The following is an 18,824-nucleotide window of genomic DNA, read 5'->3' on the forward strand; positions in this document are numbered from 1 at the left end:
CAGGCGGTCAGGCGACGTCCTGGGCGAGCTCGGTGCTGCCGGCGGTGGCGCCCGGATGGACCGCGTCGCGTACCCGGCGCAGCCCGTCCAGCAGCCCGTCGAGCTGCTCCGGATCGAGCTGGCTGGTGAACCACTGCTCGATGATCCGCAGATGGCCGGGAAGGACGGCGTCCAGCCTGCTCAGCCCCGCGGCGGTCACCACCGCGAAGGAGCTGCGCCGGTCCGACGGGCAGGCCCGCCGGCGGATCAGCCCGTCCCGTTCCATCCGGTCCACCACGCGGGTGACACCGCTGGTGGAGAGCGAGGTCTGTGCGGCCAGGTCGGTCATCCGCAACTGGTTGTTTGGTGAGCGGGCGAGTCGGGTCAGCACCTCGAACTCGACCGGTGAGAGGCCGTGCTCCTCGAACTGGGCGGCGAACCGGGCGGCGAGCCCGGCGTGCGCCTCGACGAGCAGGCCGACGGCAGTGATCCGGGGGTCGTCGAACACGTTCTGATCCACGCCACCATCCTAGCAACACTTGACACAGGGAATATTGCCTAGACTATAGTTGCTTAGTCAGTCGTTGGGCACCTAAACATTCTTCTCCGGAGGAGAGCATCATGACCAGCAGCACCGAGGCGACTACCCGCGACTGGGAAGGTCTCACCATCCCCACCCCCGGCACCTACGTGCTGGACGCCGCGCACAAGCGCGTCGGCTTCGTCGCGCGGCACATGATGGTCAGCAAGGTACGCGGTGAGTTCGCGGACGCCACCGCCACCATCACCGTCGCCGACGACCCGATGCAGTCCTCGGTCACCGCCAGCATCCAGGCGGCCAGCATCAACACCGCCCAGGCGGACCGTGACGCGCACCTGCGCAGCCCGGAGTTCCTCGACGCCGAGCAGTACCCGACGCTGGAGTTCCGCAGCACCGCTGTGAAGTCCCGCGAGGGCAACGAGTTCGTGCTCGCCGGCGAGCTGACCATCAAGGGCGTGACCCGCCAGGTCGAGCTGGAGGTGGAGTTCGAGGGCGTCGGCCGCAGCCCCTTCGGGCAGGACATCTTCGGCTTCTCCGCCTCCACCGAGATCGACCGGGAGGACTTCGGTCTGACCTGGAACGTGGCGCTGGAGACCGGCGGCGTCCTGGTCGGCCGCAAGATCAAGATCGAGATCGAGGGCGAGGCCATCCGCCAGGGCTGAGCCCGGCACCGGCCCGTGGGGCCCGCACCGTCCGCCGACGGTGCGGGCCCTTCCCGCGTACGCCCCGGCGGTGCGAATCGTCACGTGAAGTTCTCCGGACGGATGTGCTGGTGACGGCGTTGACGGGGTACAGGTGCAGACCTGTCGCCCGTCCAGCAGGACGACGGCACGGGCGCACTTACGCCCATCACGCGAATGGTTCACAATGCGTTGCGGAACGGTACGGTTCCGTCGCACCGGCGCCGGGAGGACACATGGGCAGAGACGTCGAGCAGGGCGCCTTCTCCCGCGAGGATCGGGTCCGCTACCGGCAGAAGGTGCGGCGGTGCCTGGACGTCTTCGCGCTGATGCTCGACGACTTCGGCTTCGACGCCGACCGCCCGATGACCGGGCTGGAGATCGAGCTGAACCTCATCGACGCCGCCGCCGAACCGGCCATGCGCAACGACCAGATCCTGGCCGACATCGCCGACCCGCTGTTCCAGACGGAGCTGGGACAGTTCAACCTCGAACTGAACGCCTCGCCCCGGCTGATCGAGGGCAGTGGCTTCGCCGACTACGAGCAGGACCTGCGCAGCAGCCTCAGCCGCGCCGACGAGCGGGCCGCCAAGTCCGACGCGACGATCATGATGGTCGGCATCCTCCCCACGCTCACCGAGCGCCACCTGGTCGCCGACAACCTCTCCACGAACGAGCGGTACCACGTCCTCAACGACCAGATCGTCGGCGCCCGGGGCGAGGACATCGAGCTGGACATCAACGGCGTCGAGCGGCTGCGTACGCACACCGACTCGATCGCGCCGGAGGCCGCCTGCACCAGTCTCCAGTTCCACCTCCAGGTCGCGCCGGACAGCTTCGCCGACTACTGGAACGCGTCCCAGGCCATCGCCGGCGTGCAGGTCGCCGTCGGCGCCAATTCGCCGTTCCTCTACGGCCGGCAGCTCTGGGCGGAAACCCGGATCGCGCTGTTCCAGCAGGCCACCGACACCCGCCCGGACGAGCTGAAGGCCCAGGGCGTACGCCCCCGGGTGTGGTTCGGCGAGCGCTGGATCACCTCGATCTTCGACCTGTTCGAGGAGAACGTCCGTTACTTCCCCCCGCTGCTGCCCATCTGCGAGGAGGAGGACCCGGTCGAGGTGCTGCACGCCGGCGGCGTGCCCCAGCTCGGTGAGCTGAGACTGCACAACGGCACCGTCTACCGCTGGAACCGCCCGGTGTACGACATCATGAACGACCGCCCGCACCTGCGGGTGGAGAACCGGGTGCTGCCCGCCGGGCCGACAGTTGTCGACATGCTCGCCAACGCGGCGTTCTACTTCGGGCTGGCCCGGGGTCTCGCCGAGTCGGACCGTCCGATCTGGAGCCAGTTGACGTTCAGCTCGGCGGAGGAGAACTTCCACGCCGCCGCCCGGCGCGGCATCGAGGCGGTCCTGCACTGGCCCCGGCTCGGCGACGTGCCGGTCACCAAGCTCGTCCTGGACACGCTGCTCCCGGTGGCCGCCGAAGGGCTGGACCGGTTCGGTGTCGCCCCGGCCGAGCGGGACCGCCTGCTCGGCGTGATCGAGGGCCGCTGCCGTACCGGCCGCAACGGTGCGGTCTGGCAGACCGAGACGGTGTGGACGGCCGAGCGGCACCGGGGCCTGGACCGGGAGGCCGCGCTGCACCACATGGTCAAGCGGTACGCCGAACTCCAGCGCGGCAACGAGCCCGTCCACACCTGGCCGGTCGACTGACTCCCCCGCCCCGCCGCGCGTCCCCCGCAGCCCGCGATGTTGCACTTGCGGCCCTCGTGGTGCCCGATTCGCGCAGTTGACGAGGGCCGAAACTGCAAGATCGCCGGGAGTGGTGGGGGTGACGTCGGTGCGGCTGGGATCGGTGGAGATCTTGGTAGAAGAGCGCCCCTATGGGGGCCCCTATGGGGGCCGTTTTATACCAAGATCTCGGCGGGCGGGGACTGGGTGCGTCGATCTTGGACTTGTGACGCCTCGAACCTCCCGAAATGCGAGGTCTGTGAGGTGCCACAACTCCAAGATCGCGGTGAGGGTCAACGGCCCCGGCGGCGGGGGGTTCCGGTGGCAGGGGGTGGGTCGGTCGGGCCGGGTGAGGCCGACGGGGACGGGTCGGTCGGGTCCGGCTCGTCGGTGGACGGTTCGTCGCGTGACCGGGTGGGGCCGAGCGGTGTCTCGGGTTGCCGTTGCGGCGGGACGGCTCGGCTGCGGCGGCCGGTGCTGGTGGACCGGGTCACGCGACCCCGCTCCGACTCGGTCCGGGCGGACGTCACGTCCGGTCCGTCCTGCGCCGCCGCATCCCGGCTCGGAACGGGCGACGGGTCGGGTGCCGGCCCGGCCGCCTCGTCCGAGGGCGGCGACGTCGACCGGTCCGACGTCAACGTGGCCGACGTTGAGCGGTCCGGTGCCGACCTGGCCGACGCCAATGCCGACCTGTCCGGCGGCGCGTCCGGCGCGGCCGGGTCCGCGCTGACCGGCTCGGCCTCCGCGCTGATCGGGTCCGGCTCGCCGGTGCGCTGGCGGGGCACGGCCGTCCGCTCGGTGCCACGACGCTCGGAGCGCTGGGCCAGCGCGGCCATCACCATCGAGCCGCCGACACCGGCGATCACCGCGTACGGGGCGATCAGATGGGCCGACAACTGCTCCGCGGCGATCCCGGCCAGGCGCGGTACGGCAAGCAGGTACGCCAGCGCGACGAGCAGTGGTCCGGCCGCCCCGGAGGCCGCCGCGCCGACCCGGATCTCCGGCGCGCGGGCGGCTCGCCGCGCCGCCACGAGGCCGATCACCAGGGCGGAGAGCACCGACAGCAGCGCACCGGGCCAGTAGAAGTAGTCGCGGATCCAGAACGCGCCACGGTCCGCGCTGATCTGCCAGATGCCGAGCTGGGCGGTGGTCAGGCCACGGCCGGCCACCACACCGTCCACCACGGACACCACGGCGAGCAGCCAGAGCCAGCCGGTGGTGGCGATCAGGTTGGTGGCGGCGGCACGGGTGTGCAGTGCCCAGACGGCCAGCAGCACGCCGAGCACCAGCCCGGCGCCCGCGTACGCGGCGGCGACGGCCTGCGGCGAGGAGACGTCCGGCACCCGGGCCGCCCGCGCCGGAACCGCCACCAGCAGTACGGTGACGAGCGCGCCGGCACCCGCGGCGAGCGCCAGGCCGAGCCGGGGCAGCGCGCCCTGGGGCTCCTCGTCGTGGCCGCGCAGGCGCTGGGCGCAGACCGCACCGACGATGACCGAGGTCGCCGCGATCCAGGTCGCCCACGCGAGGCTCGCCACCCACGCCGCCTCGTCCCGTACCGCACCGGCCGGCGACCAGTCGATGATGCCCAGCCCGTACCCGAAACCGAGCTGCGCGGCGCCCGCGCCGGCGGCGACGCCGAGCGCGGCGGCTGTCGATCCTCCCCAGCCCCGTCTGACCATGCCGGGGAGCGTAACGTCCCGAGGTCGGCGCGGCGAGTCGTAGCGACGGACCGTGACCACTTGGCGGCAACGGATACGGTCGTCGATGATCGGGCGGGGGAACATGACGGACGAGCGGCAACCGGCAGACGACGGCACCCGGCCGGGGCGGCCCAGGCTGCTCCTCGGCGGTGGCCTGGCCGTGGTCCTGCTGGCGGTGATCGGCGCCAGCGTCGGGTGGATCCTGGCCGGCGAACCGGAGCGCCAGGCCGCGCCCGGCACCACACCACCGGTCGGTGCCACGCCCACGTCGGCCTCAGCGTCGCCGACCGCCACCGCCTCGCCCACCGGTACGCGCACGAGCGCACCGGCCGGGCTCACGGTGCCCGAGGTGGTGGGTGCCGACTTCGAGCAGGCCCGCCGGGACCTGCGCGAGCGCCGGCTCGGCTGGCGACTGGTCTTCGGTACGGGCACCGGACGAACGGTGGAGCGCGCCTCACCGGCGCCCGGCACCCCGGTGAAGCGCGGCATCACCGTCACGGTGTGGGTCTCCGGCCCGGCGCCGGCTGTCGCCGTGCCCGACGTGGGCGCGCTGTCCTGCTCCGACGCCGCAGACGATCTGGTGGACGCCGGGCTCTATCCCCGGTACGCCACCGGCCGCGAGGGTCCGGTCACGGCCCAGGATCCGGTGGCGGGCGGCGCCGCCCGGTGGAACGACCAGGTCACGCTCACCTGCGGCGGCACGGCGTCCACGTCGCCGACGGCGTCCCCGTCGCCGACTCCCTGACGAGCGCGGCGCGCTGATCCCGGCCGGGCGGGCCGGGGCCCGCTACGGTGGACGATCGAGGGCCGTGCGCCCCGTCCCGGTGGGGAAAGGACGTGCCATGAGCGACGACCGTCAGGAACCACCCGCCGGTGACGCGGACGCGACCCGGGCGTTGCCCCGGGATGCGGGCGATGCCACCCGCCCGCTGCCCCGGGATGCGGGCGACGCCACCCGCCCGCTGCCCGGCGGCCCGGCCGGACCGGGCGGGCCACCGGCGCCGGGCCGTCCGCTCGACGCCACCACTCCGCAGGAACCGGTGGGTGCCTGGTCCGGCCGGGCCGGGGTGCCGCCACCACGGCCGGCGGGCTATCCCGAGCCCGGGAGCGAGTGGTACGCCGAGGAGCAGGCCGGGCGCCGCTGGTGGATGCCGATCCTGCTCGGCGTCCTGGCGCTGCTGCTGCTCGCGTTGATCGGGGTGGGGGTGTGGCTGGCGTTGCGCGCCGCCGACCGGGACTCCGATCCGGGGCCGCCGCTGCCGAGCCCTCCGGCGCAGACGAGCGCCGCCCCGACGACCGCCGCCCCGACGAGTGCCGCGCCGAGCAGTTCACCGCCGAGCACGCCGGCCACCACCGCGCCGGTCGAGGTGCCGATGCCGCCGCTCGTGGGGCTGCCGGAGGCCGCCGCCCGCGCGGCGCTCGATCGGCTGGACGTGGACTACCGGGTGCAGCGGCGGGCGTCGGACCGCCCGGCCGGCACGGTGATCGCCACCGATCCGGAGGCCGGTTACCCGGTGGGTGAGGACGATCGGGTCACCATCGTGGTGGCCGTACCCGCTCCGCCGACGAGCGGCCCGAGCACGCCGGGCTCCGCTCCGGCGACGACCACGACGCCCTGATATCCACGGCGCCGAGGCTCGGCACGGTCACCACTGGCGTCTGCGGGTGCCGACCAGGCCCAGCCCGGCCAGCGAGATGGCGAGCCCGAGCAGCCCGGAGTAGAACAGCGACCGGCTGAGGTCGTCGGTGCCGGCGGCCGGCCGCTCGGCCAGCGTGCCCTCGCCGCCTCCGGTGCCCGCGGACGGCTCGTCCTCGTCCTGCGAGGTGTCGGTGGCGGCCCAGCCGTCCGGGTCGTCGGCCGCGTCGGAACCGGCCGTGTCGGACTCTGTTCGGGCGCCCTCACCGGCCACGGTGATCTCCGGGGCCGGCACCGGCTCGGCGAGCTGCTGGGTGGCGGAGAAGGCGGGGTGGCGTACCGCGAGCGCTAGTGCTGTCGCGGTGACGAGGAAGAGGAAGAGCCCGAGGGCATAGCCGACACGGGAGCGGTGGTGCCGCCGCGCGGCGGGCAGATTGACCATGACCATCCCAGGTTCGGGGTCCATGGCGCGCGGGGTGGAACGTGCCGGGGTGGGCGTACCGATTCTATGGCGACGGCACGCCCTCCCGGCCGGGAATCGTCAGGTCAGCCGACCCGGACCGGAGTCCGGACCACCGGGCGGCGGGCCGTCCGCACGGTGTGCTGACGCGGAGCCGGCGCGGCCTGGAGCTGCCGCAACCCCTCCCCGAGTACGAAGATCGACCGCCGGCTGACCGCGTCCCCCGCCGCGTTCAGCTCGTAGCCTTCGAGCCAGAGCCAACCGTCGTAGGTCGGCCAGTCGAGCACCCGGATGACCCGGAACATGATCGGTCTGAGGAACTGGACACTCGCCGCGCGAGTCACGTGCAGTACGTCACCGGAGCGGGGAAGCACATGGGCTCCTGGGATGGTCGGCCGGCCGGGACCGGCGAGGCGGATCGGGTCGGTGCGGTCCGGTGACGGGGGTCTGCCTCGTGGACCGGCGGTCTGTGGGTCGGTGGTGGTCGGGCCGTACCCGCGGTGGCGGACCGCCACCCGACCATCACCCGGCTGCTCCCGGTTACCGCTCCCGTCGCCGCAGCCAAGCTGGCGTGCAGCGACGGGGTCTTCATTCCGGGGCAGGTCGCACGGCGCGGGACGGCCCCCCTCCGGCTGTCCCGCGGACCGTGGTGCCACCACGCCCGGAGATCAAGCGAAGACGGTGAGTAACCCGTGCCATACGGACAGCCTGCATCAGGGACGTGCGACATGCAAGTTGCACGTAGAGTTTTGCCGATAGGTGAGTCGGACACGCAATCGGCGATACTTGAAGCGTCAGGTACCAGAACGGCACACTGGACGCCGGTTTCGCCCGTCGCGGCCGGTCGACGACCGGCACCACCCCTGCCGCGAACGTTCGCCCGCCGCCCCCGGTCGCGCCCGCGGTGGGTGCCGAACCGGGGCGCGACCGACCGGAGGTAGCCGGGTGACTGTGAATCGTGGTCCCGCCAGCCGATATATGGCGCCGTGACGGAACGGCGTAGCCCCACCATCCGGCGACGGCGGCTGGGTGCGGAACTCCGCCGGCAGCGGGAGGCGGCGGGCATCACCATAGAGGTGGTCGCCGAGCAGCTGGAGTGCTCCGCGTCCAAGATCTCCCGGATCGAGACCGGCCACACCACCGCGACCCCGCGCGACGTGCGCGACATGCTCCGGATCTACGGCATCGTCGGCGCGGAGAGCGACGAGCTGGTGCAGATCGCCCGGGAGGCCCGGCAGAAGGGCTGGTGGCATCCGTACAGCACGGTGCTCGTCGGCGCGTACGTCGGCCTGGAGGCCGCGGCCGGCTCGATCCGCACGTACGAGCAGCAGGTGGTGCCGGGGCTGCTGGAGACCGAGGAGTACGCCGGCGCGATGATCCGCGCGGCCCGGCCGGACATCACCGACGATCAGGTCGACCAACGGGTGCGTGTCCGTCTGGGCCGTCAGTCGTTGTTGACGCAGGACGATCCGGTCGATCTGTGGGTGGTGCTCGATGAGGCGGTGCTGAGCCGGCCGGTTGGCGGCGACGCGGTGATGCGTGGTCAGCTCAAGCGGTTGGTGGAGGTGGCCGAACTGCCGAACGTGACGGTGCAGGTCCTGCCCTTCGAGGTGGGAGCGCACGCCGGCATGGACGGGACCTTCACCATTCTCAGTTTCCCCGAGCCGAGTGATCCCGATGTCGTGTACGCGGAGAACGCCACGGGTGGGCTCTTCCTGGAGAAGAGCGACGAACTTCAGAAGTACAGCTTCATCTTCGATCACATTCGAGCAGCGGCCATGCTTCCGGAGGAGTCCGTCGCACACATCGCGAGACTGGCAGAGGAGCCACTGTGGAAATGGCGACCAAGGAGTTCCCCGTGGACCTGACGCAGGCGACGTGGTTCAAGAGCTCGAAGAGCGGGCCGAACTGCGACAACTGCGTCGAGGTCGCGTACGTGACCGGGGCGGTCGGAGTGCGGGACTCGAAGGACAAGGCCGGCCCGGCCCTGGTCTTCGCCCCGGGTGACTGGCACGCCTTCGTCGCCCGCGCGCGCAACGGCGCGTTCAGCCGGAGCTGACCGGCACCGAAGTGTGGTCCCGCCCGGCAGCGCCGCCGGGCGGGACCATTCGCGTTCGCGGGCCCGCGCGGTGGCGGGCACCCGTCGCCAGTTCCGATCCGCCTCGTTGAACCGCACAGATCGGCAACCGAACGAGGCAGGCGAGACGGATGACGACGATCGGTTCAGAGAACCTCACCAGCGGCCCGGGCAAGCCGGAGCGGTTCGGTGGCAAGTACCGGGGGGCCCGCCGGGACACCGTCCTCACCGAGGTGGTCTCCGGCGACGGCGACGACCCGCGCGAGGGTGGCGTCCCCGAGCAGGCCGCGGCGCCGCTGTCCCTGCCGTCGCTGGACCCGAACCCGCTCACCGAGCCGTCCTTCCCGCCGAGCGGCTGGCCGGTCGAGCAGCAGGAGTCCCTGGTGGACCACCCGCTGCTGCGCGGCCTGCTGATGGAGCTGCCCCCGAAGGGCAGCGTGCCCCCGCCCGGCTGGCTGGACCGCTGGTTCGAGGCGACCCGCGCGATCCTGGAACTGCTATACGTGCAGGGCGCGAGCCGGTCGCGCTGACACCGTCTCGGCGGCCGGCATCGCCCGCTCGGCGAGCCGGTTGTGCCGCAGCGCGTGGCGTACCCCGATCGCGCAGACGCCCAGCACTCCGACGGTGATCACCGGTCCGGCGACGCCCGGCGCGGCGAACAGGTCGATCCCGACCGACGGCAGCACCGCCACCAGCACCGCGATCGCCGTCGCCTGGAGCGGCAGCGCGATCAGCGGGTGCGCCGCCGCCGCGCGCAGCCCGTGCGGGGCGGGCGTGCCCGGCGCCGCCGCGAACGCGCCCGCGCCGGACCGCAGCCGCCGGACCCGCCGTACCGTGCAGACCGCCACCACGGCCGCCGGCAGCGCCGCGACCCCGAGCGCGGCGGCGGCCCGGTCGACAGTGGTGCCGTCGGCGCGTTGCAGGCCCGCGGCGAGGACCGCCGCGGTGAGCGCGAGGCCGGTCAGCACCAGGGCGGACAACCATCCGGTACGCCGGCGCAGCGCCCGGGCGCGGTCGAGCCCGGGCAGGCCCTCCGCGACCAGTCCGGCGGCGAGCCAGACGGCGGCGACGGGAAGCAGCACGGCGAGACGGTCATCCATGCCCCCTAGCCTTGCCCGTTCCGGCGCTCGCCGAATCCGGGACGGCACCCCGGTTCGTCCCGTACCCGGGCCCGTAGGGGTCGAGGGCTCAGACGTCGAACGTGGTGGGACGCCCGGTGGCCGGCGCCGGCGGGGTGGCCTTCCACAGCCCGGTCTTCTGGGCGGCGAGCCGGGCCAGGTAGGCGGGGTTGAGGATGACGTACCGGCGCCACAGGCGCTTGGGCTCCAGACCGAGCCGCCAGAACCACTCCAGTCCGGCGCGCTGCATCCACGGTGGCGGGTTGCGCAGCAGGCCGGCGTGGTAGTCGAAGGCCGCGCCGACAGCCATCAGCGGCATGTCCAGCAGCGGGCGCATGGCGTACGCGAAGACCTCCTGGCGCGGGCAGCCCAGCCCGACCAGGACGAGGCGGGCGCCGCTGGCCCGGATCCGGTCGGCGATCTCGGCGTCCTCGCCCGGTGCGACGGCCCGGAACTTGGACGGCTCCACCCCGGCGATCTTCAGCGCGGGGAACTTGCGCTCCAGCGCCGGCACCAGCCGGGACAGCGTCTCCTCGGTGGAGCCGTAGAGGTAGACCGGCAGCCCTTCCTCGGCGAACCGGGCGAGCACCCGCAGGGTCAGCTCCGGGCCGTAGACGCGGTCGGTGAGCCCGGCGCCGTGCAGCAGGTTGAGCGCCCAGCGCACCGGCTGCCCGTCCGGGGTGACCACGTCGAAGGAGTTGAGCCGGGCGTTGTGCGCCGGGTCGAGCACGCCTGTCATCACGCCGTGCACGGCCAGCGCGGTGAGCGCCAGCGGGCGGCGCTCGTGCGCGGCGGCCACCACCGCCTCGGTGGCCCGGGCGTAGTCGGTCGCGTCGACGCCCACGCCGAGCACGTTGCGCTTGGTCCCGGTGGTCATGCCTTCGGTACCCACTTGTCGGCGTTCGCCTCGTAGATCTCGCGGAGGATCATCGGCACGTCGTACGTGATCTTCCAGGACGGGTAGTGCTCCTCGAACCGGGCCATGCTGCTGACGTACCACTGGTGGTCGCCGGTGCGGGCCTGCTCGACGTAGTTGATCCGGGCCTCGCGGCCGGTGATCTCCTGGGCGACCCGGAACGCCTCGATGTGCGAGGTGTTCGAGTGCCGGCCGCCACCGAGGTTGTAGACCTGGGCCGAGCGCGGTTCGCGGAAGAACGCCTCGAACGCGGTCAGCACGTCGTGCGAGTGGATCGCGTCCCGGACCATCTTCCCCTTGTAACCGAAGAGGTTGTACGTCCGGCCCTCCATCACGCAGCGCATCAGGTACGCCAGGAAGCCGTGCAGCTCGGCGGCGGAGTGCGCCGGGCCGGTCAGCGTGCCGCCCCGGAAGCAGGCGGTCTTCATGTCGAAGTAGCGGCCGTACTCCTGGACCATCACGTCGGCGGCGACCTTCGAGGCGCCGAAGATCGAGTGCAGCGACTCGTCGATCGACATGTCCTCGGTGATGCCGTCGTACCAGCGGTGGTCCTCGGGCAGCTCGTAACGCGTGTCCAGCTCGATCAGCGGGAGCGAGTTGGGCCGGTCGCCGTAAACCTTGTTGGTGGAACAGTGGATGAACGGCGCCTCGATCGCGTGCCGCCGGGTGTTCTCCAGCACGTTGAGCGTGCCGCCGGCGTTCACGTCGAAGTCGGTGAACGGCTCCTTGGCGGCCCAGTCGTGGCTCGGCTGGGCCGCGCTGTGGATCACCACGGCGATGTCCTTGCCGTACCGCTTGAAGACCTGCTCCAGCCCGTCGCGGTCGCGGATGTCGACGGCGTGGTGGGTGTACGCGGAGCCGAGGTCGGCGGCGAGCCGGTCCAGGCTCCAGGCTGTGGAGCCGTCCTCGCCGAAGAAGTACCGCCGCATGTCGTTGTCGATGCCGACCACGTCGAGACCCAGTCCGGCGAAGTGCCGGGCCGCCTCGGAGCCGATCAGACCGCCGGAACCGGTCACCAACGCGACAGTCACACGCCACTCCTGGTCCGTGGGAGGCAGGGAAACCATCGGAGCATAGCGTGACGTCCGGAACGCCCCGATACGAAGCAAGGGCCCCGCTGTATGCGGAGCCCTTGTCCTGGTGGGGATGGGGGGAGTTGAACCCCCACGTCCTTTCGGACACACGGACCTGAACCGTGCGCGTCTGCCATTCCGCCACATCCCCGTGGCACGACCCGGAACACCATATCGCATCCCGCGCCCGCCATCTGCGGCGGGTGCCGGGACATATTACGCTGTCCACTGGCCACGCCACGAACGATCACCGCTCGTGGCGGGCGAAACTTTAGCACGTCCGCGGGCCTGGTCACGAACGGGCCGACGGCAGCCGGCCGAGCGGCGTGTGAGCTGCGGAGGCGGTGTCCGGATACCATCATTGCCTCGGGACCCGAGGAGGAGCCGGTGAGCGTGCTGCAACGCTTCGAGAAGCGTCTGGAAGGCCTGGTCGAGGGGGCCTTCGCCAAGGTCTTCAAAGGGGTGGTCCACCCCGTGGAGATCCTCAACGCCATGCAGCGGGAGGCCGAGGCGCACAAGGCGATCCTGGCCGGTGGGCGCACCCTTGTGCCCAACCGCTACGTGATCGATCTCTCGCCCTACGACCACAGTCGGCTGGCGCCGTACGCTGCCGCGCTGGCCCAGGAGCTGGCCCAGTCGCAGGCCGAGTTCATCGGCGAGCAGGCGTGGACGGTCTACGGCGACGTGATCGTCGAGGTCGAACGCGGTGAGGGCCTGGACACCGGCATGTTCCGGGTCACCGCCGAGGTCTACACGGGCGGGGACGTCGCCCCCGTCTCGGCGCCCGGCGGCTACGACGCCGGCCCGGCCTACCCGGCGTACGACCAGGGTGGCGGCTACGGCCCCCCGCCCGGTCACGGCGGTGGTCGCAACGTCCGCCTGGTCTCCGGCGACGGCCGCACCTACCCGCTCCAGATGGGCTCGACCGTGATCGGCCGCGGCGACCAGGCCAACCTGCGCCTGCCCGACGTCGGCATCTCCCGGCGCCACGCCCGGCTCGACTTCGACGGCGGCCAGGTGGTGCTGACCGACCTGGGCTCCACGAACGGCACCATGGTCAACGGCCAGCGGGTGTCGGCGGTCGCCCTCAACCCCGGCGACATGATCCAGCTCGGCACCACGACGCTGACCTTCCGCGTGGACGGCTGATCCGCGTTGCCGGAGCTCGTCATCACCGTCGCCCGGTTCGGGTTCCTCATCCTGCTGTGGATCTTCGTGTTCACGGTCGTCGGTGTGATCCGCCGGGACCTCTTCGCCGGTGCCCGGTCGGGCAAGCTGGTGGCCGCGCCGCGGGGGATCGGCGCGTCGACCGGGCAGCCGGGGAAGCCGGCCAAGGCCAAGCGCGGCCGGGCCGCCCACCAGTTGGTGGTCACCGCCGGTCAGCTCGCCGGCACCCGGATCACGCTCGGAGAGGCCCAGATCACCATCGGCCGGGCGGAGGACTCGACCCTGGTGATCACCGACGACTACGCCTCGGCGCGACACGCCCGGCTGGTGCCCCGTGACGGGCAGTGGTACGTCGAGGACCTCGGATCGACTAACGGCACCTATCTCGATCGCGCTAAGGTCACCGGACCAACCCCCGTCCCCCTCGGCGTGCCGATCCGGATCGGCCGCACTTCCCTCGAATTACGGCCATGACTCTGACCCTGCGCTACGCGGCCCACAGCGACCGCGGTCTGATCCGAGACGGTAACCAGGATTCCGTCTACGCCGGACCGCGGCTGCTCGCCGTGGCCGACGGCATGGGCGGCATGGCCGCCGGTGACGTCGCCAGCAACATCGTCATCGGTGCCATGGCGCCGCTCGACGAGGACGTCCCCGGGGATGCCCTCGTCGACGCGCTCCGCTCCGCCGTGGGCACCGCCAACCAGCAGCTCCGCGACACCGTGGACGCCAACCCGCAGCTGGAGGGGATGGGCACGACGCTCACCGCGACCCTCTTCTCCGGCAGCAAGCTCGGCATGGTCCACATCGGTGACTCCCGGGCCTATCTCCTGCGCAACGGCGAGTTCGCGCAGATCACCAAGGACGACACGTACGTCCAGATGCTCGTCGACGAGGGCCGGATCAGCGCGGAGGAGGCGAGCAGCCACCCCCAGCGCTCGCTGCTCACCCGGGCGCTCGACGGCCGCGACATCGACCCGGAGTACAGCGTCCGCCAGGTGCTGCCCGGTGACCGCTACCTGATCTGCTCCGACGGGCTCTCCGGCGTGGTCAGCGCGGAGACCATCGCGGACACCATGCGGGAGTACCCCGACCCGCAGCGGTGCGTGGAACGCCTGGTGCAGCTCGCGCTGCGCGGCGGCGGCCCGGACAACATCACCGTGATCATCGCTGACGCCACCGACCAGGACATCGTCGAGGCGTCCCCGATCGTCGGCGGTGCCGCCGCCCGCGACCGGGGCATGGCGACCTCGGCCGACGACTCCACCCCGGCGGCCCGCGCCTCGGCGTTGTCCGCACCCCGGCCGCCCGCGCCCGAGGAACCGGTGGACAACCGCGACGACGAGCCCGAGCGGCGTCGCCGCCGGCCGCTGCGCACCGTCGCGATGGTGCTGGCGCTCGCGGTGATCGTCGGCGGCGCGGCGTTGGGCGGCTGGACGTACACCCAGCGGCAGTACTACGTCGGCGCCACCGACGACGGCCAGCTCGCGGTCTTCCGCGGGGTGCCCGGGCAGATCGCCGGGCTGGACCTGTCGGACGTGCACGCGCGCAGCGACGCCCGGCTCGACGACCTGACCCTGGCCGCCCAGGAGCGGGTGAAGCAGGGCATCCAGGCCCGCGACGAGCCGGACGCGGAGCGTCGGCTGGCGGAGCTGACCAGCGAGGACCCGGCGAACCCGAACCTCAAGCCGCTCTGTCCGCCCGACCCGTCGCCCGGCCTGACCAGCCCGAGCACGGCGGCGACGCCGAACGCGCTGACCCCGCAGCTCAGCGGCAGCCCCGTACCCTCCGCGCCGCCCGCCGGCACGCCGACGTCGACCATCACGCCCGACGCCGTACCCTCCGACACCGTTCCGCCGGCCGACCCGGCGGGTTGCCGGTCGCCGGAGTGAGTGCCGGCTCGATCCCGAGGACGTATCCGTGACCGCAGCCGCCGTACCGGCCGCCTCGCCCGCTTCGACGGGCGGGGAGTCCGGCGACCGCCTGGCCCGGTCGCGGCGTAACGCCGAACTGTCCCTGCTCCTGCTCGCCATGGTGCTCGTGGCGGCGTACGCGGCGATGGTCGAGGCGAAGGCGCTGGACACGATCACGCCCGACTTCTGGATCCCGGCCGCCGCGCTGGGGCTGGTCTTCCTCGGCCTGCACCTGGTGATCCGCTGGCTCGCGCCGTACGCCGATCCGGCGCTGCTGCCGGCGGTGGCCCTGCTCAACGGCATCGGCGTGGGCTTCCTGCGCCGGTACGACCTGGCCAAGGCCACCCCCGCGGAGCGGGAGGACCTGGCCATCTTCGCCGGCACCGGCGGCCGGCAGCTCGCCTGGACGCTGGCCGCCGTGGTGCTCGCCGCCGGGCTGCTGGCGATCCTGCGCGACCACCGTTCGCTGTCCCGGTACGCGTACACGCTGGGCCTGGCCGGCATCGTGCTGGTGATGATCCCGGCGGTGCTGCCGAGCCGGTTCTCCGAGATCAACGGCGCCAAGCTGTGGATCAAGTTCGGCGGGTTCTCCATCCAGCCCGGCGAGTTCGCCAAGCTGGCCCTGCTCACGTTCTTCGCGTACTACCTGGTGCGCAAGCGCGAGGTGCTCTCGCTCGCCAGCCGGCGGGTGCTCGGCATCGACTTCCCGCGCGGGCGTGACCTCGGCCCGGTGCTCGTGGTCTGGCTGGTCAGCCTCCTGGTCCTGATCTTCGAGAAGGACCTGGGCACGTCGCTGCTCTACTTCGGCATGTTCGTGGTGACGCTCTACATCGCCACCGAGCGGGTCAGCTGGCTGCTCATCGGCCTGATCCTGTTCTTCGGCGGCGCCTACCTGGCGTACGTGCTGGGCAGCACCGTGGGCGGCCCGTTCGCCAACTTCTACGACCGGGCGCAGATCTGGCTGGACCCGTTCGCCGAGCCGTACGACAGGGGCTACCAGCTGGTGCAGGGCCTGCTGACGCTCGGCACCGGCGGCCTGTTCGGGGCCGGCCCGGGCGGGGGCCAGCCGGCGCTGCTGCCCGAGGTGCAGACGGACTTCATCTTCGCCGGCATCGGTGAGGAGATCGGCCTGTTCGGTCTCTCCGCGCTGCTGGTGATCTACCTGCTGATCGTGGAGCGGGGCCTGCGGGCCGCGCTCGCGGTGCGGGACTCGTTCGGCAAGCTGCTCGCCGGTGGTCTGGCGTTCACGCTGGGCCTCCAGGTCTTCGTGATCGTCGGCGGCATCAGCAAGCTCATCCCGCTGACCGGTCAGACCACCCCGTTCCTGTCCGCCGGTGGCTCCTCGCTGATGGCGAACTGGCTGCTCATCGCCGTGCTGCTGCGGGTGTCCGACGGTGCCCGCCGTCCGGTGACCGGTGGCGGCGGTCCGGCAGCCCGGCCGGCCGGCGGTCCGCCCGAGCAGTTGCACGGCGCCCCGACGGAGGTGATCCGGCCGTGAACGCCCCCCTGCGCCGCGTCGGCGTGGTCGTGATGGTCCTGTTCGGGCTGCTGTTCGCGAACCTGAACTGGATCCAGGCCTACAAGGCCGACGAGTACCGCAACAGCGACTACAACGGCCGGGTCCAGGTCGCCGAGTACGACCGCAAGCGCGGCAACATCGAGGTCGGCGGCACCGCGTACGCGCTCAGCAAGGAGACCGGCGGTGAGCTGAAGTACCAGCGCACCTACCCGGGCGGTGAGATGTACGCGCACGTGCTCGGCTGGAAGCCGGTGAACGGCAGCGCGAGCGGCATCGAGCGGGTGGAGAACGACTTCCTGGCCGGCACCAGCGACGCGCTCATCGCCAGCCGGATCAAGGACATGTTCACCGGGGACGAGACCGGTGGCGGCAACGTGCTGCTGACGCTCTCCAAGCGGGCCCAGGAGACGGCGTACAAGCAACTGAACGACAACCAGGTCGGCGCGAAGAAGGGCGCGGCCATCGCGATCGACCCGCGTACCGGCGCGGTGCAGGCGCTGGTGTCCATGCCGAGCTTCGACCCGAACCCGCTGGCCAGCCACAACAGCACCGAGGCGGACCGGGCGTACAACACGCTGGAGAAGGACAAGGACCGGCCGCTGGCGAACCGGGCGCTGTCCGAGACGCTGCCGCCGGGCTCCACCTTCAAGATCATCATGGCGGCGGCGGCGCTGGAGAACGGCGTCGGGCAGCAGACCCGCATCCCGGCCGGTTCCAGCTACACCGCGCCCGGCGCCGGCCAGCCGATCCGCAACGCCGCGCCGTCGATCTGCCCCGAGTCCCAGGTCACGCTGCGCGAGGCGGTCACCGAGTCCTGCAACACCGGCTTCGCCCAGCTCGGCGTCCGCCTCGGCGCGGACAAGGTCAAGGAGAAGGCCAAGCAGTTCGGCTTCGAGCAGGAGGACCTCAACGTCGGCCAGCTCGGCGAGGGCGGCCTGCCGGTGGCGGCCAGCCGCACCGGCGACATGCAGAACCCGGACGGCAGCACCGACCCGGCGGCGCTGGCGCAGTCGTCGATCGGCCAGAACAACGTGCGGATGACGCCGCTGCAGGGCGCGCTGATCGCCGCCGCGGTGGCCAACAAGGACGGCAAGCAGATGCGTCCCTACCTGGTCAAGCAGCTGCTCGGGCCGGACCGCACCACCGTCTACGACGCCGCCCAGCCGCGCGAGCTGCGCCGCCCGATCAGCGGCCAGGTCGCCGCCGACCTGCGCGACATGATGCAGAACGTGGTGAAGGAGGGCACCGGCCGCCGGGCCGCCGTCGACGGCTTCGTGGTGGGCGGCAAGACCGGTACCGCCGAGTCCGGCCCGAACACCCCGGACCACGGCTGGTTCATCGGCTTCGCGCTGGACAAGGACGGCACGCCGCTCTCCGCGGTCTGCGTCGAGCTGGAGCAGGCGGGCAGCGGCGGCAGCGCCGAGGCGGCCCGCATCGCCGGCCGGATCATGGCGGCGGCCATCGCGGACTCCGGGAGGCGCTGACGTGCTCGCCCCGGGAGTGAAGCTGGGCAACCGCTACCGCCTCGACGAGCGGATCGCCAGCGGTGGCATGGGTGACGTGTGGCGCGGCACCGACCAGGTGCTGGGCCGTACCGTCGCGGTCAAGAGCCTGCTCCCCGCGCTGCTCGACGAACCGGGCTTCGCCGAGCGGTTCCGCGGTGAGGCCCGGACCATGGCCACCATCAACCACCCCGGCGTGGTCGACGTCTACGACTTCGGCAGCGACCAGCACATCGCGTTCCTGGTGATGGAGTACGTCGAGGGCGACGCGCTCTCCGCCACGCTCAGCCGGGTCGGCCGGCTGACCCCGGCCCGCACGATGGCCCTGCTGGCGCAAGCCGCCGACGCGTTGCACGCGGCGCACGAGAAGGGCATCGTGCACCGCGACGTGAAGCCCGGCAACCTGCTGGTCCGGCCGAACGGCACGCTCGTGCTCACCGACTTCGGCATCGCCCGCTCGGACCTGATCGGCCAGCTCACCGCCGCCGGGTCGGTGCTCGGCACCGCGTCGTACATCTCGCCGGAGCAGGCCACCGGTGCGGTCGCCACCCCCGCCTCGGACGTCTACGCGCTGGGCGTGGTCGCGTACCAGTGCCTGGCCGGCCGCCGCCCGTTCGAGGGGGACAACCCCCTCGAAATCGCCATGAAGCACGTGCGGGACGCTCCACGTGCGCTTCCGCCCGACATCCCGCCGCAGGTGCGTGCGATCGTCGAGCGGTCCATGGCGAAGGATCCGGCCGCGCGCTGGCCCAGTGCCGCCGCGCTGGCGAGCATCGCCCGGCAGGCCAAGCTCGCGCTCTCCCAGGCGGC

General features: G+C 72.2%; 20 protein-coding genes and 1 tRNA gene. 13 read left to right on the top strand and 8 right to left on the bottom strand.

The genetic code is table 11. The features are described 5' to 3' along the window. Positions 1-7: 7 nt before the first annotated feature. A complete protein-coding gene (locus AB0D28_RS04850) occupies positions 8-499 on the bottom strand; it encodes a MarR family transcriptional regulator (protein WP_357382254.1) in 492 nt (163 codons plus the stop codon). 101 nt (positions 500-600) lie between these two features. On the opposite strand from AB0D28_RS04850, the gene AB0D28_RS04855 reads away from it, so the two are divergent. Together AB0D28_RS04855 and AB0D28_RS04860 are read left to right on the top strand one after the other, a co-directional pair. Next, positions 601-1,182, top strand: coding sequence for a YceI family protein (locus AB0D28_RS04855; protein WP_357382256.1), 582 nt, complete (start codon positions 601-603; stop codon positions 1,180-1,182). Positions 1,183-1,436: 254 nt separating this feature from the next. Then, complete coding sequence (locus tag AB0D28_RS04860; RefSeq protein ID WP_357382258.1) at positions 1,437-2,915, top strand: glutamate--cysteine ligase; 1,479 nt, start codon at positions 1,437-1,439, stop codon at positions 2,913-2,915. A gap of 311 nt (positions 2,916-3,226) precedes the next feature. On the opposite strand, the gene AB0D28_RS04865 is transcribed toward AB0D28_RS04860, so the two are convergent. Further along, positions 3,227-4,612: a hypothetical protein gene (locus AB0D28_RS04865; RefSeq protein WP_357382260.1), complete on the bottom strand. Its 1,386-nt coding sequence runs from the start codon at positions 4,610-4,612 to the stop codon at positions 3,227-3,229. 103 nt (positions 4,613-4,715) lie between these two features. Here AB0D28_RS04865 and AB0D28_RS04870 point away from each other — a divergent pair, with 103 nt between their 5' ends. Both AB0D28_RS04870 and AB0D28_RS04875 read left to right on the top strand, forming a co-directional pair. Beyond that, positions 4,716-5,378, top strand: a complete 663-nt coding sequence (locus AB0D28_RS04870; RefSeq protein WP_357382262.1) for a PASTA domain-containing protein — start codon at positions 4,716-4,718, stop codon at positions 5,376-5,378. Positions 5,379-5,475: 97 nt separating this feature from the next. Further along, on the top strand, positions 5,476-6,252 hold the full coding sequence (locus tag AB0D28_RS04875) for a PASTA domain-containing protein (RefSeq protein WP_357382264.1): 777 nt from the start codon (positions 5,476-5,478) through the stop codon (positions 6,250-6,252). A gap of 27 nt (positions 6,253-6,279) precedes the next feature. On the opposite strand, the gene AB0D28_RS04880 is transcribed toward AB0D28_RS04875, so the two are convergent. After that, complete coding sequence (locus AB0D28_RS04880) at positions 6,280-6,735, bottom strand: hypothetical protein (RefSeq protein ID WP_357382266.1); 456 nt, start codon at positions 6,733-6,735, stop codon at positions 6,280-6,282. 80 nt (positions 6,736-6,815) lie between these two features. Further along, positions 6,816-7,103, bottom strand: coding sequence for a hypothetical protein (locus AB0D28_RS04885; protein ID WP_357382268.1), 288 nt, complete (start codon positions 7,101-7,103; stop codon positions 6,816-6,818). A gap of 612 nt (positions 7,104-7,715) precedes the next feature. On the opposite strand from AB0D28_RS04885, the gene AB0D28_RS04890 reads away from it, so the two are divergent. The 3 genes from AB0D28_RS04890 to AB0D28_RS04900 all read left to right on the top strand — a co-directional run bounded on the left by AB0D28_RS04890 (position 7,716) and on the right by AB0D28_RS04900 (position 9,336). Further along, positions 7,716-8,597, top strand: coding sequence for a helix-turn-helix transcriptional regulator (locus AB0D28_RS04890; RefSeq protein WP_357382270.1), 882 nt, complete (start codon positions 7,716-7,718; stop codon positions 8,595-8,597). Continuing rightward, a complete protein-coding gene (locus AB0D28_RS04895) occupies positions 8,567-8,788 on the top strand; it encodes a DUF397 domain-containing protein (RefSeq protein ID WP_357382271.1) in 222 nt (73 codons plus the stop codon). The genes AB0D28_RS04890 and AB0D28_RS04895 overlap by 31 nt, the downstream gene beginning before the upstream one ends. A 149-nt stretch (positions 8,789-8,937) precedes the next feature. Beyond that, complete coding sequence (locus AB0D28_RS04900) at positions 8,938-9,336, top strand: hypothetical protein (RefSeq protein WP_357382273.1); 399 nt, start codon at positions 8,938-8,940, stop codon at positions 9,334-9,336. Here the strand turns inward: AB0D28_RS04900 and AB0D28_RS04905 are convergent. The 4 genes from AB0D28_RS04905 to AB0D28_RS04920 form a co-directional block, all read right to left on the bottom strand. Beyond that, positions 9,304-9,906, bottom strand: coding sequence for a hypothetical protein (locus tag AB0D28_RS04905; protein ID WP_357382275.1), 603 nt, complete (start codon positions 9,904-9,906; stop codon positions 9,304-9,306). The two genes, AB0D28_RS04900 and AB0D28_RS04905, sit on opposite strands and share 33 nt — an antisense overlap. A gap of 88 nt (positions 9,907-9,994) precedes the next feature. Further along, positions 9,995-10,801, bottom strand: coding sequence for a WecB/TagA/CpsF family glycosyltransferase (locus tag AB0D28_RS04910; RefSeq protein WP_357382277.1), 807 nt, complete (start codon positions 10,799-10,801; stop codon positions 9,995-9,997). Next, entirely contained in the window at positions 10,798-11,907 is a 1,110-nt protein-coding gene (locus AB0D28_RS04915) for an NAD-dependent epimerase/dehydratase family protein (protein ID WP_357382279.1), read from the bottom strand. The genes AB0D28_RS04910 and AB0D28_RS04915 overlap by 4 nt, the downstream gene beginning before the upstream one ends. Before the next feature lie 71 nt (positions 11,908-11,978). Next, positions 11,979-12,064: transfer RNA gene (locus tag AB0D28_RS04920), tRNA-Leu, on the bottom strand. A 209-nt stretch (positions 12,065-12,273) separates the two neighbouring features. Here AB0D28_RS04920 and AB0D28_RS04925 point away from each other — a divergent pair. From AB0D28_RS04925 to AB0D28_RS04950, 6 genes are all read left to right on the top strand, one after another. After that, the gene (locus tag AB0D28_RS04925; RefSeq protein ID WP_026267912.1) at positions 12,274-13,062 is read left to right on the top strand and encodes a DUF3662 and FHA domain-containing protein; all 789 of its coding nucleotides are present in this window, start codon (positions 12,274-12,276) and stop codon (positions 13,060-13,062) included. Positions 13,063-13,068: 6 nt separating this feature from the next. Next, the gene (locus tag AB0D28_RS04930) at positions 13,069-13,554 is read left to right on the top strand and encodes an FHA domain-containing protein (RefSeq protein ID WP_128138039.1); all 486 of its coding nucleotides are present in this window, start codon (positions 13,069-13,071) and stop codon (positions 13,552-13,554) included. Then, positions 13,551-14,972: a protein phosphatase 2C domain-containing protein gene (locus AB0D28_RS04935; protein ID WP_357382282.1), complete on the top strand. Its 1,422-nt coding sequence runs from the start codon at positions 13,551-13,553 to the stop codon at positions 14,970-14,972. The genes AB0D28_RS04930 and AB0D28_RS04935 overlap by 4 nt, the downstream gene beginning before the upstream one ends. Before the next feature lie 28 nt (positions 14,973-15,000). Continuing rightward, positions 15,001-16,491: an FtsW/RodA/SpoVE family cell cycle protein gene (locus AB0D28_RS04940; protein ID WP_357382284.1), complete on the top strand. Its 1,491-nt coding sequence runs from the start codon at positions 15,001-15,003 to the stop codon at positions 16,489-16,491. Next, complete coding sequence (locus AB0D28_RS04945) at positions 16,488-17,996, top strand: penicillin-binding transpeptidase domain-containing protein (RefSeq protein WP_357382286.1); 1,509 nt, start codon at positions 16,488-16,490, stop codon at positions 17,994-17,996. The genes AB0D28_RS04940 and AB0D28_RS04945 overlap by 4 nt, the downstream gene beginning before the upstream one ends. A gap of 1 nt (position 17,997) precedes the next feature. Then, positions 17,998-18,824 (top strand): serine/threonine-protein kinase (locus tag AB0D28_RS04950; RefSeq protein WP_357382288.1); only part of this gene is annotated, 827 nt, incomplete at its 3' end.

The sequence above is a fragment of the Micromonospora sp. NPDC048169 genome (assembly GCF_040652815.1).
Taxonomy (GTDB): Bacteria; Actinomycetota; Actinomycetes; order Mycobacteriales; family Micromonosporaceae; genus Micromonospora.

What these genes read in the sequence shown, in the direction of transcription:
- AB0D28_RS04855 (WP_357382256.1), top strand. Translation starts at nt 601, where the DNA reads ATGACCAGCAGCACCGAGGCGACTACCCGCGACTGGGAAGGTCTCACC.
- AB0D28_RS04860 (WP_357382258.1), top strand. Translation starts at nt 1,437, where the DNA reads ATGGGCAGAGACGTCGAGCAGGGCGCCTTCTCCCGCGAGGATCGGGTC.
- AB0D28_RS04865 (WP_357382260.1), bottom strand. Translation starts at nt 4,612, where the DNA reads ATGGTCAGACGGGGCTGGGGAGGATCGACAGCCGCCGCGCTCGGCGTC.
- AB0D28_RS04870 (WP_357382262.1), top strand. Translation starts at nt 4,716, where the DNA reads ATGACGGACGAGCGGCAACCGGCAGACGACGGCACCCGGCCGGGGCGG.
- AB0D28_RS04875 (WP_357382264.1), top strand. Translation starts at nt 5,476, where the DNA reads ATGAGCGACGACCGTCAGGAACCACCCGCCGGTGACGCGGACGCGACC.
- AB0D28_RS04880 (WP_357382266.1), bottom strand. Translation starts at nt 6,735, where the DNA reads ATGGACCCCGAACCTGGGATGGTCATGGTCAATCTGCCCGCCGCGCGG.
- AB0D28_RS04895 (WP_357382271.1), top strand. Translation starts at nt 8,567, where the DNA reads ATGGCGACCAAGGAGTTCCCCGTGGACCTGACGCAGGCGACGTGGTTC.
- AB0D28_RS04900 (WP_357382273.1), top strand. Translation starts at nt 8,938, where the DNA reads ATGACGACGATCGGTTCAGAGAACCTCACCAGCGGCCCGGGCAAGCCG.
- AB0D28_RS04905 (WP_357382275.1), bottom strand. Translation starts at nt 9,906, where the DNA reads ATGGATGACCGTCTCGCCGTGCTGCTTCCCGTCGCCGCCGTCTGGCTC.
- AB0D28_RS04910 (WP_357382277.1), bottom strand. Translation starts at nt 10,801, where the DNA reads ATGACCACCGGGACCAAGCGCAACGTGCTCGGCGTGGGCGTCGACGCG.
- AB0D28_RS04915 (WP_357382279.1), bottom strand. Translation starts at nt 11,907, where the DNA reads ATGGTTTCCCTGCCTCCCACGGACCAGGAGTGGCGTGTGACTGTCGCG.
- AB0D28_RS04935 (WP_357382282.1), top strand. Translation starts at nt 13,551, where the DNA reads ATGACTCTGACCCTGCGCTACGCGGCCCACAGCGACCGCGGTCTGATC.